Consider the following 16345-nt stretch of genomic DNA (forward strand, 5'->3'; position numbering starts at 1 on the left):
AAATCCGGGAGAATAGCAATGGAGATTATTGAAAATAACTATGGGAACTGAAATGTCCTTTTATAAATTTATCATCTTGCTTTCGCTAATGTTTATCAATCTTTCTAGTGCTTATACCCAATCTCTCCGATTAGACACCACCCTTTCAGACGTATATCAGTTCCATATCAGGAAAGAAGATGAAGAGGGCTTTTTAACCACTTATTACGATGCCATAGACACCAAAGACAAGTCTAATCCCTTCGAAATCATCATTACCCAAACGAGTAGTAAATTAATGAACATGAACGGCGTAGCTGATGGCATTGAGAAAAACCTTAAGAATTATAATCCGGATAGCCGATTGATGCTCATCAAACAGGAAGAAAAGGGAGGTAAAAATCGTCGGCTTTATCAGTTCGCTGGCAAGAATACCACGATACTGATGCTGATGCAGGAAAGCAATGACTGGTTCGCTATGATAGAAGCTGAATTTCCGGATAATGAACTTAAAAAGATGTCTATCCAAAAATGGCAGGACATCTTTTGGAAAGCTGAATAGTGAATTTTTGAAGTGTTAATCCTTAAATTTATTTAAATAAAAGAAGTAGGCCTCGAACATCATAAAACAAGAAATTTAGTACTCCAATTATGAAATTTGACTAAAAATTGCATCTTTAAGGAAATACTCCAAAATGACTTATAACCCTAATACTTATGGTTCAAAAAAGACGAATATCGGATCTCATTATCTTATCAATCCGTATTTTACTAGCGCTTATTTTTATTTCATACGGAACGGGAAAATTGTCTGGCGGACAGTTTGGTAATTTGACCGAACAAGAACTGGCTACACCTATCAAGGATCTGAGTCTGTTTAAAATTGCCTGGTACTTGTTTGATCATCAGCCTTTCAAAATATTTATAGGCGTCTCTCAAATTATAGCCTCTCTGATGTTATTGTATAACAGAACGATGATCATAGGGGCACTGATGCTCGCCCCTATTGTTCTGAACATTTTGATTATTGATCTGACGATTATGCCTTACGGTCTCAAACTTGCATTTGCCTTCCGATTAACTGGCTATTTGTGTTATATCGGCCTTTTATTGTTTTATTATAAAAATCAACTAACGCCGGTCTGGAAAACTGTATCAAACATAAAACCCATGCGTTCTGAGAATCAAAAAGCGATTTCTTATTTACTTGTTATTTTATTTATTCCAGCCTTGGAACTTGCGCCAGGAGTATTGAAAATAATATACTTTGCTGTAACTCATCCTCAATCTTTTTGGAATGGTATTAAAGCACTCTTTTGAAATATACGTTGCGCTTTAAATTGGGTAGGCCTCATATTGGTCAATTGCCGAAAATTATTGCTGAATGCGGCTATATTTGAATACCCAACTTCATAAGCAATCTCCGTCATATTCAGGTCGGAGTCTTTGATCAATTCCATAGCTCGAATAATCCGCAACATTTTCACATGCTGAACAAAGGTAGTGCGGAGTTTTGTCTGAAATAATCTTGTCAAACTTCTCACGCTCATCCCCGATAGCTTTGCCGTCTCTTCTAAACTAAGGTTTTCATTTAACCGATTTCTCAAATTATCAATAATTGCATTGAGCCGCTGATCGTCAGTAGTGGGAAGCTGAATCGAAAATTTTTTAAGATTCTCTTTGGACAGCAGCTTCTTTAATGTTGTCATAAATTCAAACTCCCAGGAACCTTGATAATAATCGCCCTGCCATGTTTCGCTGAAAGCAAGCATTTCTGATAGTAGCTTACTCACCGGATAGATGCCCAACTCATCGTAAAAACCACTGGATCTTCCATCAGGAAAATAGATATTGATAATATATAGATCCTGTGTATTAAACATCAGGTTGTGGGGATAATTTTTCGGTATCCAGATGTAATGATTGGACGGAATATAGAAGTCCCTTTCGTTTGTTTGCAAGTAAGCAATTCCCCCATAAACCAATAACAACTGAGCCTTATCATGTTGATGTGAAGGCAAACGCTGCTCGGTTTGCTGTCGCATCACCAGAATAGTCTCAGGATTTTGGTCAACAGCATTTATCAGTTGGTTCAGAACCTCCATATGGCCAAATATAACAAATATTAGGCTAATTATATAAAACGATACTTTGCCGGCATGAATAGTTTTGCCTAGTAAATAAAGCAGCATCATTATGAAACAGAAAATCAAAAGTCCTGATCAAAACATTGAGCTTGCGGCACAAGATAAAATCGCTGATAATATAGAATCTCATTCGGCAGAAGAAATGGACGCGCTTTATCGCTACTGGCTGGCTTATTCTTATCCTTTTGTGCCTATGATCGATTTAACCATTATCTATGATGAAATAAGAAAAATGGTAAAGCATTGGCTCGTAAAGAAAAGAGAGCATAAAAACAGTTACAAAAATAAAATTCATGAAAACATATAGGTCGATCGCGATACTGGGAGTCGTACTAGGGCTGTCGGCATCATCGCTCCGTGCCCAAGATGCAGTAACTATTCAAGTAATGAGTTTGGAAGAAATATGGAAGCTTTCTGAAACAAATAACCGACAACTTAAACTATCAGCCTTAAATCTTCAGCAAAGCAAATTGGAAGAACTTGAGGCCAAAGATCACCTGCTACCGGAGCTTTCGGTAGGGGGAGATGTAAAACTCAATTCCAAATTCCTTATTTATGATGGTGGATTTTTCTCCTCCCCGAGGGATGTGCCTGTAAAAGGCTATGGCTACGGAGTGGGTTATAATTTGAACGTTAACATCTTTAATGGTGGTAAAGACAGAAGAAATATCAAGATAAAGCAAGAAGAAGAGGCGCGTCGGCAATATGAAGTTGACTTGCAAAAGTACAACGTAAAATACAATGTTGCCGTGGCCTATTTCGATCTGTATAAATTGTTACACTTTCGGGATTTTATGGCTGCTGAAATTATTGCGGAGCAAAAACAATTATCACTGATCGAAAGCTTGCACAAAAACGGCATTGTGCTAAAGAGTGATGTGCTGAGAACTTCGGTAAAATTGTCGCAACTTGAATTAAATCTATCGGATATTGAAAAGAAGATCGATATCGCAAAACAACGTCTGAACATTTTTATGGGACGTGATAGCGAAGAGGAATTGCAAATCTCCTATCAAAACAATGCTGAAATGGATAGCATCACAGATTTCGGTTTCGGGGCTTATATTGACATTGCACTCAACCAATCGCCGGACTACCGAATTGTCAAAAGCGACATCAACCAGAGCGAGTTAAATATCAAACAGGTAAAAGCTACCCTCTTGCCAAAAGTTTCCTTGTATTCTTATTACAATTATACCTATCCGCAGATTTCTTTTTACCCTTACTCGAATGATCTATGGGGATTTGGCCAAACAGGGATCAAAGTGCAATTTTCCATCGATAATTTATATAAAAGCAAACATTCCGTTGCTCGTGCCGGGATTGTAAATAATAAGGCAAAAGAAAAAGCCAAGATTAAAAAAGATGAAATTTCCCTTCAAGTAAAAGAAGCTTATCTGCAACGGCAACAGGCTTTGGAGAGCGTAGAAACCGCAGCGAAAAACATCATCGAAACAACCGAAACGGTTCGGGTCATACGGAACAGTTATCTCCATCAGGAATCACTCCTGACCGATCTTTTAGAGGCTGAAAACACCTTACTGGAAGCAAAATTTAGTTTAACAACCGCACAAACAAACGTAAAACTTAGCCGCATCCGACTACAGGCAATCGTAGGGATTCTTTAATATAAATATCATGAACAAAAATAAAACCGATAAACTGATCGTCCACCTAACGAAATGGTTTGGCATCGTCTTATTCATCGCGATCGTCATTTGGGGAGCCGTCTATTTCTTTAAGGGATACCGCTACGAACAGACGAATGATGCACAGGTGGATGCGTATCTGTCACCCATTAATGCAAAAGTAGGTGGCTATATCAGCAAGATTTATTATAAAGACAATCAGCAGGTTCAAAAAGGAGATACACTTGTGGTTATTGAACTTGATGAATATGGCCTAAAAAGAGATGCCGCATTGGCCGAACTAATGAGTTCGCATGCCAAATTACCTATTTTGACGGCGAATGAAGAAACACAAATCAAAAGCATTGAGGTTATAAGGGCACAATTGGCAGGAGCAAAAGCGAGGCTGAACCAGCAGCAAAGAGAATTTGACCGTTATAAAAATCTACTGGCGGATGAATCTACCACACAACAAAAATTCGATAATGTCAGCGCCTCTTTGGCGATCACACAAGCTGATTATAAGCAGACAAAGGCGTCCTTGCAGGTAGCCGAATCCAAGTTAGACGATCTCGGCGCGCAGCGTAAAGCGATAGAGGCAGAGATAAAAATCAAGGAAGCGCTACTTGAAAGACAGGAACTGGACATTAGATATACGGTAATCACGGCCCCTTTTGACGGACAAATCGGTAAAAAGACCATTCAGGAAGGGCAACTGATACAACCTGGTCAAACACTGGCATTCTTGGTCAACAGCGCAGAAGAAAAATGGGTGATCGCTAATTTCAAGGAAACGCAAGTGGGCAGCTTCAAGGTGGGACAAACCGTAACGGTAGAAGTGGATGCTTTTCCGAATGATAAGTTCAGTGGTCTTATCGAATCACTTTCGCCTACCACTGGTTCGCGTTATTCATTACTGCCACCGGACAATGCCACCGGCAATTTTGTCAAAATCATTCAACGCATCCCGGTACGTATCAAACTTACCGATACAGCTGAAAAATTAGCAAAACTCTCTGCCGGAATGAATGCCAATGTTTACGTTTTAAAAGATTAAGTATGCAAGCACATAAAATTCCGATTTTCAAACCTTGGGTTTCTGAATGGATGGCAAGATCCGTAATATTTGCCATTTTAATGACCTGCCTGTTCAGTTTCGCCTACTATAGCAGTCCCGTTTCGGCAATGGGTTTTTATGGTGTACAAGCTACAGATGTCCAATATGCCATGGTGCTTCTCTATGGTTCAACCGTAGCCTTTTTGGCGTTGGATTTTCGCATTGTGAAGTATTTTGCGCCGAGGAAATACTTGTTAATAGCGCTTGCTATCAATGCCCTCTGTTCCGTCATCTGTTTTCATTCCAAAGACTGGACACTGTTTGTGATCTGTCAGTTTGTACAAGGTATTACCTGCGCATTGATGTCCGGAATCGTCCTACAGCTCACCTTTCCAAGATTGCAGTCGACACGTGCACGGGTAATTGCCTATAGTCTGCTCTATGGAAGTATACAGATCGCCGTTCCGTTTTATTCCATCTATTCCGGTATAGTGCTTCATTTTTATAATTTCAACTGGCTATTTTATGGTCTCATTATCATACTCATCGTACTCACGCTGCTTGTATTGTTGACCATGAACAGCAAAGCACGGTTTACCAAAAAGATACCACTTTATCAGGTGGATTGGGTCGGTTATCTATTTTATGTTTCGTTTATTTTAATACTTGGCTATATCCTTGTTTACGGTCGGCAATTGGGCTGGTTTGATAGCCGTTTAATTGTTCTGCTTAGTCTGGGTAATTTAGCCATTCTTACCCTGTTTATCGTCAGAGCATCAAAGCTTAAACGTCCATTGATCAACCTGCAAATTTTTAAGGTAAAGAATTTCGTCATCGGGTTACTGTTGCTTTTTACGTTTTATATTTTCAAAGGAAGTACCGGACTTGCTTATGGTTATCTTGAAGTTGTTTTAGGCAATGATCCGCTCAGTACGATCCCTATTTGGCTAGCCGTCATTTCAGGAACTGTACTGAGTATGTTTATCGCCTCCCGGTTTATACTGATGGGGTTTAACCTGATAAGAATCATCATCGTAGGTTTTGGTTTTATGGCCTTGTATTATGCGTATATGCTTCTTTTTGTTTCTGTACAGGGTGAAACAATGGATTTAATGCTGCCTATGTTTATTTATGGTGTAGCCACAGGCGTTTTATTTGTCCCAATTGTTTCATTTACTGCATCTACAGCACCGCCAAAGATTGCGATCAATGCATCACTTGTAGGAATATTGGCGAGATTCACCGGGTTTACAATGAGCTTGGCGCTCAATAATGAACTTCAATTGTTTGCCAAATCGGCCGTTAGGGAAAAGATTCGGGAAACATTGACTGAAACGAATCCTCAATTACCTGTTACTTTACTGGATATTCAAAACCAATATATGAATGCGGGGAATGACGGGTATATCGCAAAAGGCGTTTCGGGCAGATATTTTAATCAATTTGTAGGACAACAAATATTGGCTCGTGCTACCCGGGATTATTATGATTTGATGCTGCTGGGTGTAGTATGCATTATTGTGATCCTCTTATTGTTTCCACAGATTCAACAGGTAATACTTAGATTAATGAAAGGAAATATACCGTATTAGCATGTTTAGAAAAAGATTGGAAGTTAGATCTTAATCGGAAATTCTGTTTTGATTTCGAGGTCTATGGTGAAAGAAGCCATACTGGTAAAGTGCTGAGATTGATATTTATCTTTCAGTTGAGGAGTAGAATCGGTCATGCATTCAGCGGTTTATTACACTAAACCGCTGAATGCATGAATAACACATTACTTCCGGTACCATAAATGTGAATCTTCTGCCGCTGCCCAAAATCCTTCAAAGTTGGCTTCAATTTCATTTGGATTTATCTTGCAGCTATCGATCGCTATAAAAAAGAAAAAATAATCCCAACTGATGGTGAATAGAATCGTTTTGTTTTGCGGATAAAGATAATAGTGTTTAAACCCGATTTGATTGATAAAGGATGTTTCATCCAAAGCAACTATGTCCAGCTCTTTGGTTTCATCATAAAATTCGTCTGTCACCACAATTTGGGAGCAATCATACTTTTTTAAAAGCTTATAAATTTGCTGCTTCGTAAATACATCAAACGCCCCTTCGGTAGGATGAAAGATCCCTTCACCTTCAGTATAGTCTTTCAGTATTTGAAGTGCCTTTGGTGTTTGAAACTCTTGCCTCAAGGCACCAACCGAAGTCATCAATGCTCTATTAAGCTCTTTATAGTCAGCTAGGCTTGTTTTATTCAAGATTTGTTTCCATGTCACGGGCTTGCCTCCATGGCATATTTCTTTGTCGGATGGATAACTTTCGTCATTGGCATAAATGACGCGTGTTTTGCTTGGACGAAGGCGATTTAGAATTGGATTTTGCTGTTGTGCTTCTTCTAAGGAAAGAACCTTTTTAGATGCTTTACTACGGCTGGACACCTCCGCATTATTCAGCTTAAAGAAAGGTATTAAACCGATATAGACCGCATCAAAATAGGAGGAGAAATGCTGCAACAATGGCTTGTTCTCCTCGGGGTATAAAAAATTTTCTGTAAAAATATCCATGATTATCAGTCATCTAATTTATTAATTTTTTAGCCTTTTTCGCGGAGATGAGTTGAACTGCAAGCTCAGTACCACCTTATCGGATTAAAACCGGTTTTTCGCTAATTCCCAGCCGCTTAAACACGGCAATACCTGTGAATATCAACCTTCTTCTTCTTCTGTATTCTTGATTTTCATAAGTAATGTATATGCGTTTTTGAGCACTACCTTAGATGCCGACGTAATCTCATTACTCTCTATTTGCCGGTGTTTATCATTCAGCATTCCTGGCTTTACCTCCACCATCCGGAATTCTCCGGTGTTTTGGGCCACAAATACATAATGTTTGTTCTCCCACCTGACAACCGCATCCTCCGGTACGGTAAGTGCCGGCATATCCTTGATTGAAACTTCGGCATTCATGAACATGCCGGGCACAAGCGAGGTGTCATATTTTTTGAAATGGCAGTGTACCTCTGCCATGCGATTGGCATCAAGTGTTTTATTGATCAGGATGACTTCGGCATCAAATCTTCGATCCGGTTCACTATTGGAATAGGCGGCTACTTGCTCGCCAACAGCCACGCTAGCTAAGTCTTTCTCAAATACGTTTAATACCAAATGGATATCGCGCGGATCTACCAGCTCAAATAGTACATCGGTTGGAGCAGTATATTTGCCAACCGTTACATTTACTTTGGACACAAAACCATTGATGGGCGATAATACCGCTACACTTTTAGATATATTGGATGCGTTCAGGTTATTGATATTGATACCGATCAGCTTTAGTTTTTCACCCAACGCATTCATTAAAATTCTTTGGCGTTCCATTTGGGCATTTGCCTGCTGGAAGACTTTATCGCTGCTTGCTTTACTGCTATTAAGTTCACGTTGACGAATAAACTCCTTTTCTGCCAACTCAAAGTCGGTCTTCGCCGTTAGGTAATCTTGCTGTAATTGAATAAACTGCATATCTTCCATGATGGCCAACACTTGTCCCTTGCTCACATGTGTTCCGGGTAACATCGCTGTGGATTTCAGATACCCTGCCATAGGAAAGCTCAGGCTAATAATATTCTGGGGCGGCACCTCTACTGCTCCTTGCAGTGTAAGCTTGCCACTTACGCTGCCCGACTCAGGGTTGCCGACTTCGATGCCGACGCTTTTTAGCTGCTGCGAAGTGAGTCGTACAGTTTCAGTAATAGGACTGATCGTACTGTCTTTTTGGCTAGTCGATTCCGTCTCTTGCTTATTTTGATTGCTGCATGCCGCCAGAAACCAAAGGCAGATGCAACTGTATATAAATGCTTTCATTTTAAATTATTGATCGTTTAATTTTTGTAATTGGATAACGGCCTGGTTATAACTGCCGAGCATATTGATGTATTCGTTTCTGATGGTGATGGCTTGATCTACCAAGATAACCCATTGTAGATAATCGATTTCTCCACCCTGAAACTGTTGGTCTGCCGTAGCAATGATCAAATCTGCATTGTTAAGTCCTTGATTTTCGTAATATGCGAGACTCTCCTCAAATTTCTGCACCTGAGCGCGGGCGTTCATAATTTCAGCATGTAATTGTAATTGAACTTGATCAGCTTTTTTTATTTGACTCTGCCATTGCAGCTTCGCTGCCGCTACTTTAGACGATTGCGCTTTGAAGAACAATGGAATGCTCACTCCCGCGCTGAAATAACTGAAGCGATCCCTACCGCTGAAAAAAACATCCTGCCCGTTCACATTCTGAACTCCTTGCAGACTCTGGTTGTTGTAACCTATTGTGAGATCTGGAAGAAGGCGGGCACGCTCTACCCGCCACCGGCTGCGGGCAGCTTCTTCCGCATGTCTGGCCAGCGCGGCCGCCGGAAGCTCATCGGTCACAACGGAATCATCTATTAATGATTGAGCAACAGCAACTTTCGACTGCGCGAGATCGGGAACGTACATCATACTATCCTGTAAATACAGATTAAACTGTTTGTTCACAATAGCAAGGTCTTTTTCAAGCATATTCAGCTGATTGGTAATTTGCTGCCTGTGGGATTGCGCTGCCGTTTTTTCCAGGATATTGGCCTCGCCGCTCTCAAAACGCTTCAGTGATTTGGCCTCGAATAATCGGTAGATACTATCTGCATAGAGCAGCAGCTGTTTCCGCTTATTCATTACAGCGTAATCGAAAAATGCAAACCTGACACTGGCTTTAAGCTCCTGCTCGCTCAACCTAGTCTGTGCACGTGAGGCTTCGAAGTTTGCCTGCAGCATCTTTTTCTGATTAGTATATACGGTGGGAAAGTTGAAAGATTGGCTCACGCCGATCCTATTGTCATTGTGTATGCTGTTAAATTTCCCGTAATCGCCGGACAATTGCGTCTTAGGCAGATCGAACCCGCTGTGCTGCAGTTCTTCAACGGCTTGTTGTTCCATGCGTGTACTCTGCAATTGCCTATTATTCCGTATTGCCATCTTCAACGCGCTGTCAAGGCTTATTTTTACCGGCTGCTCCTGTGCGGTAGCCGGATAAGCAAGGAACATAAATACAATGATCGCACTTAAACTTTTATTCATGTTGAGCTTAGCGGTTCTGTTAAAGAGCAGGTACAGTGAAGGCAGGACAAATAATGTTAACAGGGTGGCTGTTATAAGCCCTCCGATCACCACCGTGGCCAAAGGCCGCTGTACTTCCGCCCCGGCGCCATTGCTGAGTGCCATGGGTAGGAAACCGAGCGAAGCTACCGCCGCTGTCATCAGTACCGGACGTAACCTGTTACGGGTTCCGGTCATCACGAGCTGCTTCGGATCGCTTATTACGCCTTCTTTTTTTATTCGGTTAAATTCGGAAATCAGCACGATCCCATTCAGCACCGCTACGCCGAAGAGGGCAATAAATCCGACACCGGCAGAAATGCTGAAGGGCATGCCTCTTAAGGTTAGGGCAAATACTCCGCCGATGGCTGACAATGGTATGGCAGTATAGATCAGTGCGCCCTCTTTAAAGGACGAAAACGCAAAATATAGCATTACAAAAATGAGTAAAAGCGCAACCGGGACAGCGATGCTCAACCTGCTCTTAGCCTGTTGCAAATTTTCAAAAGCCCCCCCGTAGGTTATACTATAACCTGCATCTAACTTCATTTTAGCGCCAATCTTCTGCTGGAGTTCTTCAACAATGGTTTGTACGTCACGTCCCCGTACATTGAAGCCCACAATAATCCGCCTGCACGCATTTTCGCGTTGTATCTGATTTGGCCCTTCGATCTCCTGTATATCGGCCACCTGATAGAGCGGTACCTGAACCCCCATAGGGGTAGATACGGGCAGGTTACGGACATCTTCTATGCTTTTTCTCCCCTCGCTGCTAACTCTTACCACCAGATCAAAGCTTTTTTCACCTTCGTAAACCTTTCCAGCCTCGGCACCGGCAAAGGCTGCGTTGATGGTACGGTTTAGGCTTTCGATATCCATGCCGTATTTAGCGATCTCACTACGGTTGAAATCAATGACGATCTGAGGCATACCGGTCACTTTTTCAACATAAAGATCGGCTGTTCCATCCACCGTTCTTGCAATGGCGCCCAGCTGATCGGCATAGGTCGCTAGTTTCTCGAGGTCCTCACCGAAGATTTTACAAACAACGTCTTGTTTTGCGCCGGTCATGAGCTCATTGAACCGCATCTGAACGGGATACTGGAAGCCGGTGGTTACACCAGGCATAACTTCCTGTGCAGTCGCAGCCATTTTACCGGCAAGCTCCGGAAAAGTTTCCGCGCTGGTCCATTCTGATTTCGGCTTCAGCACAACAATCATGTCTCCCCCCTCAATAGGCATAGGATCGGTCGGGATTTCGGCGCTGCCGATTCTCGACACCACTTTTTCAACTTCGGGGTATTGCGCTTGCAACGTTTCGGCGATACGGTCAATGGCATCAATGGTGGTACTGAGGTTGGTGCCCACCAATAACCTGGTTTCGACGGCAAAATCGCCCTCTTCCAGTTGGGGTATAAACTCGCCGCCCATGCGCATGAACATAAACACAGACACACCGAACAATATAAACGCGAACATGACCAGCGACCGACGGATCGATAAAGCCTTCTCCAACATTTGCCGGTACCCATTTTCTATCCGTGTCATGATACGGTCGGATAGATTCGGCTTATGCGTTATCTTTTTACTGATGAACAGCGAACTTACCATCGGCACGTAGGTGAGCGAAAGGATAAAGGCTCCCAGAATGGCAAATGCCACGGTCTGAGCCATTGGCTTGAACATTTTTCCCTCTATCCCCGTAAGGGAAAGAATTGGTAAATATACAATCAGGATAATGATCTGACCGAAGACGGCCGCATTCATCATGCGTGATGCGGACTTGGTTACTTCGCGGTTCATCTCCTCTTGCGAAATACGAGTGACATCGTTATATTTTTTAGAAAAATGAAGATGGTGCAGAATTGCCTCAACGATAATGACGGCACCGTCTACAATGAGTCCAAAATCCAAGGCCCCCAAGCTCATCAAATTGCCACTTACACCGAAGGTATTCATCATGGTTATGGCAAAGAGCATGGATAAGGGAATAACAGAAGCTACAATTAATCCCGCCCGTAGATTCCCTAAAAAGAGTACCAGCACGAGCACGACGATCAATGCACCCTCAAGCAAGTTGTGCTCTACGGTGCCGATAGCGTTGTTAACCATCTTGGTGCGGTCAAGGAAAGGTTCGATCGCTAATCCCTCAGGAAGGGTCTTCTGTATCTCAGCGATCCGTTGCTTAACGTTGTTGATAATTTCGGAAGAGTTTCCGCCTTTGAGCATCATCACAATGCCGCCGGTTACTTCCCCTAAACCAGCCATGGTTAATGCTCCATAACGTATAGCTGAACCCAAACGGACTTCGGCTACATGGCTGATGAGTATGGGTTGCCCGCCATTACTCTTTACTACGATTTTATTGATGTCTTCAATTGATTTGGTAAGGCCAATGCTCCGAATATATAGAACGGAGGGGCCCTTTTCAATATAGGCCCCCCCGGTATTTTGGTTGTTTCTGCTCAGAGCGGTAAAGATATCGCTTATAGTTAGGTTGAGTGCCTTGAGCCTTGCCGGGTTTACCGAAACTTCATATTGCTTAAGTTCACCTCCGAAGGTGGAGACATCAGCTACGCCGGGTGTACCCAATAGCTGCCTTCTTACGAGCCAATCCTGTGTAGAGCGGAGGTCAGCCAAGGTGAATTTATCTTCATACCCTTTTTTGGGTTTTAACACATACTGATATATTTCGCCCAAACCGGTAGTTACCGGCGCAAGGGACGGAACATTGGCATTTTCGTTGATTTCTACCTGCGAAAGCCTTTCAGTAACCTGCTGGCGCGCCCAGTAAACATCGGTACCTTCGTCAAACACAATCGTGATAAGGGAAAGTCCGAATCGGGATATACTCCTGCTCTCCTGTATGCCCGGAACGTTACTGATTGCTAGTTCTATCGGAAATGTAATTAATCGTTCTACGTCCTCTGCACCAAGGGACGGGGCTGTGGTAATAATCTGGACCTGGTTGTTGGTTATATCCGGAACGGCATCGATGGGTAGTTGGGTGATCTGGTAGCCGCCATAAACTACCCACAGCAACATGAATATACCAATTGCCAGTTTATTTTTAACTGAAAACTGAATGATTTTATTTAACATGGAATTTGAAGTAAATACATGAAAACACATACCGGCCCCCTTACGGCGGACAGCGCTTTTGCAGGGAACATTCCCTGCATGTCATGATTAAATGTATTTACACTCTGGGAGGGCGAAAGAGCGAGTTCTGTTCGGGGCTGAAGTATACAACAAGCCGATCCCGTGCAAAGTCGAGATTAATCGGCCAGTATTCGGGCTTGATAGCAAATGATTTATCGAATGCTACGAAAAGGAAAACGGGAGTATGGATATCGAACTTTTTAAACGGCAGTTGCATATCCTTTTCGTCATCATCGTCGTTAAGGTCTTGCCCCCAATAGTGCATTGAAAGGTACTCGGTAAAACTAACCGTTGGTGAAAGCGTTTTATGTTCTATAAAATGCCTGTATAAACTTGGCAGCTTTGCCAGTTGATAGAGTGAGGTTGCCTCGCTTATCAATAGTATAAGCATTATATAGAGAAAAAACCTTTTCACGCAGCAAAAGTAAAGCTAAGTAATAACCTAAGCAACCCTATCTGAAATTAAAAAGGTAATTTTTTTATTATTGTCATCTATTTAATGGTTATTAATTGATTGCAAACTTTTCAACGGCTTTCGGATCGAAATTGTTAGTGTAACTAATTTTATGGATATTAGCCATACTTAGCCTACAAATCATTCAATGAAATGGATTACAAGAGAACGGCCCAAGATCGATAGAATAGCCTGCCCCTGGCTGATAAAGCGGTTTATCGACACCGGTGCGGAGATTGTTTTTGTCCCGGCCGAAGATGTGATCCGGGTGGCGGAACAGATAGGTGCCACACCCTTTGATATACCTGGTGTTGAATATAGCCATTATGAGGATAAATGCACTTTCGATTATTTCATCAAAAAATATGAGCTGAAAAATCCTGCGCTCGACAGGATCGCCAAAATAGTCCGTGGTGCAGATACTGACCGGCATGATTTTGCGCCACAGGCTGCAGGCCTGGAAGCGATTTTTGCCGGATTGGTTTATAATATAAAGGACGACCGTGAACTGTTAGAGCTGGGAATGATTATCTACGATGGTCTTTACAGCTGGGCACAGCATCTTTTCAGGCAACGGCATGGAGGTGATAGTCCGGTGGAACAACTACTTCTGCAAATCTACCAACGGTACCTGAAACAACGACGCAAAGAGCAGATGCCGGAATGGGTGGTTACTCTCAGGGAGCTGATCCAGGATCAGGTGGACACCAACATGAACCTGACCCTTCATCAGCTTTCCGATGAACTTGAACTCAGTCCTACTTACCTCTCCAGAGAGTTTTCAAAATATTTTGATAACGTTAATTTCGGTGAATATATCCGTAAAAAGCGTATCGAGAAAGCAATCGAATTGATGGCCGATCCGTCACTTAATCTTACGGAGATTGCTTACTTGACCGGCTTTTCGGACCAGAGCCATTTTACCCGGATTTTTAATAAACACATGGGCTCCAATCCCTCGGTGTATCGAAAAAAAATAATCAAAGGTAAAGGATATACAAAAGGGTAGATAATGTTCTATTTTTCGATGGCCCTGTTCATTATTCTTGCATAAATGTTAGCAAGATCGATGAAGTACCTAAAAGAAAAATCTTATACCCTCTTCTATAAGACCACTGTATCGGTTACACTGCTTCTGGCATATTCAGTCGGCGCAGCATCACAGGAGATTGATGCACCGGTAAAGGTGACTGCCTATGTCGGCGTTGTGCATCCGATTGTGACTTATGCATCGGGCGATTTCACACCAAATTTTAAAGATCGATATGTAGTAGGCATGCCAACCGGCATAAACATCCGCAGGGATGGGCATCTAGGCTTTTCCTTGGAGATGGTGCCTTATATCAGCGTACAGCACGGAAAGAGCAGGATGAGTAATTTCCTGTTTCATCCCGGCGCGCTTTTTCCGCTGGGCAAGGGCTTTACCTTTATCGGAAGGGCCGCCTTTGAGACGTCGGGCAGGTTCGGCTTCACACCGGTTCTGAGCAAGGTCATCACCAAGGGGCATTCGGGAAATCTATTTCTGGCAGTTCCGGTCCCGATCCGTTTCGGCAATGAACATACCGCCTCCGTGACTGCCGCTTTTCAGTTCGGGTTCATCTTTTAAACAGCAACTGCTATATGCCTTCTAGAATTTTTAGAAATAGTAATTTTGATCTTTTTAACTTTATTAAGCTAACTTCTCTTTGTCTATCGGCTAATACATTAATTTGACTACCAGTTTGACCACCTTGAGTTTCTCACCACCGCAACTTTACATCCAACACGAATGAAATGAAATTTCAGTTGCCTTATAGCGTATATTTATTCCATACATTTTATTGCCCTTTACCACACAAGCGGTTATCTGAATTGTTTATTCAGAAAACATCGATTATGAAAACATTCACTTTAACAATACCGGGCTTAGGCGACTTTAATGTTAAGCCGTCCGGCGAAGAGAATACGTTCATCTTAACGGAAGACATTGGCGATAGGTCATATGTAATAAACAAAGATACTGACGGTAATTGGTTCATGAAAACTTCAGAAGGCGCGACGACTACAGAAACTATGCTGAATCAAGACACCATTGGAAAGCTAATTGAAGATCGTATAGGCTAAACGGTCAGGTTCAATCACATTACGAGTAAAGCCGGAGTGGAAAATAAAGCAGCGATATCTGTTGCAATTTTTTATTCACCGTTTTCGGGTTCTGTATTCTTTTTTGTCATCTTATACTGGTGCAGCCGTTGCGCAGATTCGATTGAATGGGACTTATGGATATCTTTTTCATTTTCGGCTCTATCGGAAATGATCTGGTAATACTTATGCAATGTATCAAGTTCTTCCTCGCTCAGATCCTCAATATCTACAAGCCGGTTACTTGCTTTGCGACTAGCCGCTACCAGCTCGTTCAGTTTTAATTGAGTAGCTTTTGAATCTTTATTCTGGGTTTTCTGTATAAGAAAAACCATTAAAAAAGTAATGATGGTGGTGCTGGTGTTTATGACTAGCTGCCAGGTATCTGAAAATCCAAAAACAGGACCCGACGCAGCCCACCCAACAATAAATCCTAAAGCGATCCCGAATGCCCAGGAAGATCCCGTCCACTGGGTAATTTTATTTGCCGCCGCTTCAAACTTTTCACTAAACTTACTCATATTCTTCTATGTTGTTCCTATCCCTTGCATTTTTGATGTTCTTGACATCTACTATATCTAGTTGTTTTCTACTGGAACAATCAAATGCATCGTTTAGTTGAAGCTTTTTTTATTTCATAAACCTAGTGCCACGCAGTTTATTGATTTT

General features: G+C 42.1%; 15 protein-coding genes. 9 read left to right on the forward strand and 6 right to left on the reverse strand.

The window, feature by feature from the left end; translation table 11 throughout:
* The first annotated feature begins 40 nt into the window (after positions 1–40).
* Both FKG96_RS01375 and FKG96_RS01380 read left to right on the forward strand, forming a co-directional pair.
* Positions 41–541: a hypothetical protein gene (locus FKG96_RS01375; RefSeq protein ID WP_149105055.1), complete on the forward strand. Its 501-nt coding sequence runs from the start codon at positions 41–43 to the stop codon at positions 539–541.
* Between the two features lie 155 nt (positions 542–696).
* Positions 697–1299, forward strand: coding sequence for a DoxX family membrane protein (locus tag FKG96_RS01380; protein WP_149105056.1), 603 nt, complete (start codon positions 697–699; stop codon positions 1297–1299).
* Here the strand turns inward: FKG96_RS01380 and FKG96_RS01385 are convergent.
* Positions 1263–2084 (reverse strand): AraC family transcriptional regulator, encoded by an 822-nt coding sequence (locus tag FKG96_RS01385; RefSeq protein WP_168204526.1) that lies wholly within the window; start codon positions 2082–2084, stop codon positions 1263–1265. The two genes, FKG96_RS01380 and FKG96_RS01385, sit on opposite strands and share 37 nt — an antisense overlap.
* Before the next feature lie 91 nt (positions 2085–2175).
* On the opposite strand from FKG96_RS01385, the gene FKG96_RS01390 reads away from it, so the two are divergent.
* Genes FKG96_RS01390 through FKG96_RS01405 form a run of 4 tightly spaced genes read left to right on the forward strand, consistent with a single transcriptional unit; the run spans position 2176 to position 6403 of the window.
* The gene (locus FKG96_RS01390; RefSeq protein ID WP_013664189.1) at positions 2176–2433 is read left to right on the forward strand and encodes a hypothetical protein; all 258 of its coding nucleotides are present in this window, start codon (positions 2176–2178) and stop codon (positions 2431–2433) included.
* Entirely contained in the window at positions 2420–3754 is a 1335-nt protein-coding gene (locus FKG96_RS01395; RefSeq protein ID WP_149105058.1) for a TolC family protein, read from the forward strand. Before FKG96_RS01390 ends, FKG96_RS01395 begins: the two co-directional genes overlap by 14 nt.
* Before the next feature lie 10 nt (positions 3755–3764).
* Positions 3765–4811, forward strand: a complete 1047-nt coding sequence (locus FKG96_RS01400) for an HlyD family secretion protein (protein WP_149105059.1) — start codon at positions 3765–3767, stop codon at positions 4809–4811.
* 2 nt (positions 4812–4813) lie between these two features.
* Entirely contained in the window at positions 4814–6403 is a 1590-nt protein-coding gene (locus tag FKG96_RS01405) for an MFS transporter (protein ID WP_149105060.1), read from the forward strand.
* Between the two features lie 185 nt (positions 6404–6588).
* On the opposite strand, the gene FKG96_RS01410 is transcribed toward FKG96_RS01405, so the two are convergent.
* From FKG96_RS01410 to FKG96_RS01425, 4 genes are all read right to left on the reverse strand, one after another.
* On the reverse strand, positions 6589–7374 hold the full coding sequence (locus tag FKG96_RS01410) for a DUF2711 family protein (protein WP_149105061.1): 786 nt from the start codon (positions 7372–7374) through the stop codon (positions 6589–6591).
* A 141-nt stretch (positions 7375–7515) separates the two neighbouring features.
* Positions 7516–8670 carry an efflux RND transporter periplasmic adaptor subunit gene (locus FKG96_RS01415; protein ID WP_149105062.1) on the reverse strand — a complete coding sequence of 385 codons (1155 nt, stop codon included), beginning with the start codon at positions 8668–8670 and terminating at the stop codon, positions 7516–7518.
* Positions 8671–8676: 6 nt separating this feature from the next.
* Positions 8677–13041 (reverse strand): CusA/CzcA family heavy metal efflux RND transporter, encoded by a 4365-nt coding sequence (locus tag FKG96_RS01420; protein ID WP_149105063.1) that lies wholly within the window; start codon positions 13039–13041, stop codon positions 8677–8679.
* A gap of 97 nt (positions 13042–13138) precedes the next feature.
* Positions 13139–13492 carry a hypothetical protein gene (locus FKG96_RS01425; protein ID WP_013664197.1) on the reverse strand — a complete coding sequence of 118 codons (354 nt, stop codon included), beginning with the start codon at positions 13490–13492 and terminating at the stop codon, positions 13139–13141.
* A 211-nt stretch (positions 13493–13703) separates the two neighbouring features.
* Here FKG96_RS01425 and FKG96_RS01430 point away from each other — a divergent pair, with 211 nt between their 5' ends.
* From FKG96_RS01430 to FKG96_RS01440, 3 genes are all read left to right on the forward strand, one after another.
* A complete protein-coding gene (locus FKG96_RS01430; RefSeq protein WP_149105064.1) occupies positions 13704–14564 on the forward strand; it encodes a chromate resistance protein ChrB domain-containing protein in 861 nt (286 codons plus the stop codon).
* Between the two features lie 60 nt (positions 14565–14624).
* On the forward strand, positions 14625–15161 hold the full coding sequence (locus FKG96_RS01435; protein WP_149105065.1) for a hypothetical protein: 537 nt from the start codon (positions 14625–14627) through the stop codon (positions 15159–15161).
* Positions 15162–15430: 269 nt separating this feature from the next.
* Complete coding sequence (locus FKG96_RS01440) at positions 15431–15658, forward strand: hypothetical protein (protein WP_013664198.1); 228 nt, start codon at positions 15431–15433, stop codon at positions 15656–15658.
* A gap of 71 nt (positions 15659–15729) precedes the next feature.
* On the opposite strand, the gene FKG96_RS01445 is transcribed toward FKG96_RS01440, so the two are convergent.
* Positions 15730–16197 (reverse strand): low affinity iron permease family protein, encoded by a 468-nt coding sequence (locus FKG96_RS01445; RefSeq protein WP_013664199.1) that lies wholly within the window; start codon positions 16195–16197, stop codon positions 15730–15732.
* Positions 16198–16345: the final 148 nt, after the last annotated feature.

This window comes from Olivibacter sp. LS-1 (assembly GCF_008245145.1).
GTDB lineage: Bacteria > Bacteroidota > Bacteroidia > Sphingobacteriales > Sphingobacteriaceae > Olivibacter > Olivibacter oleidegradans.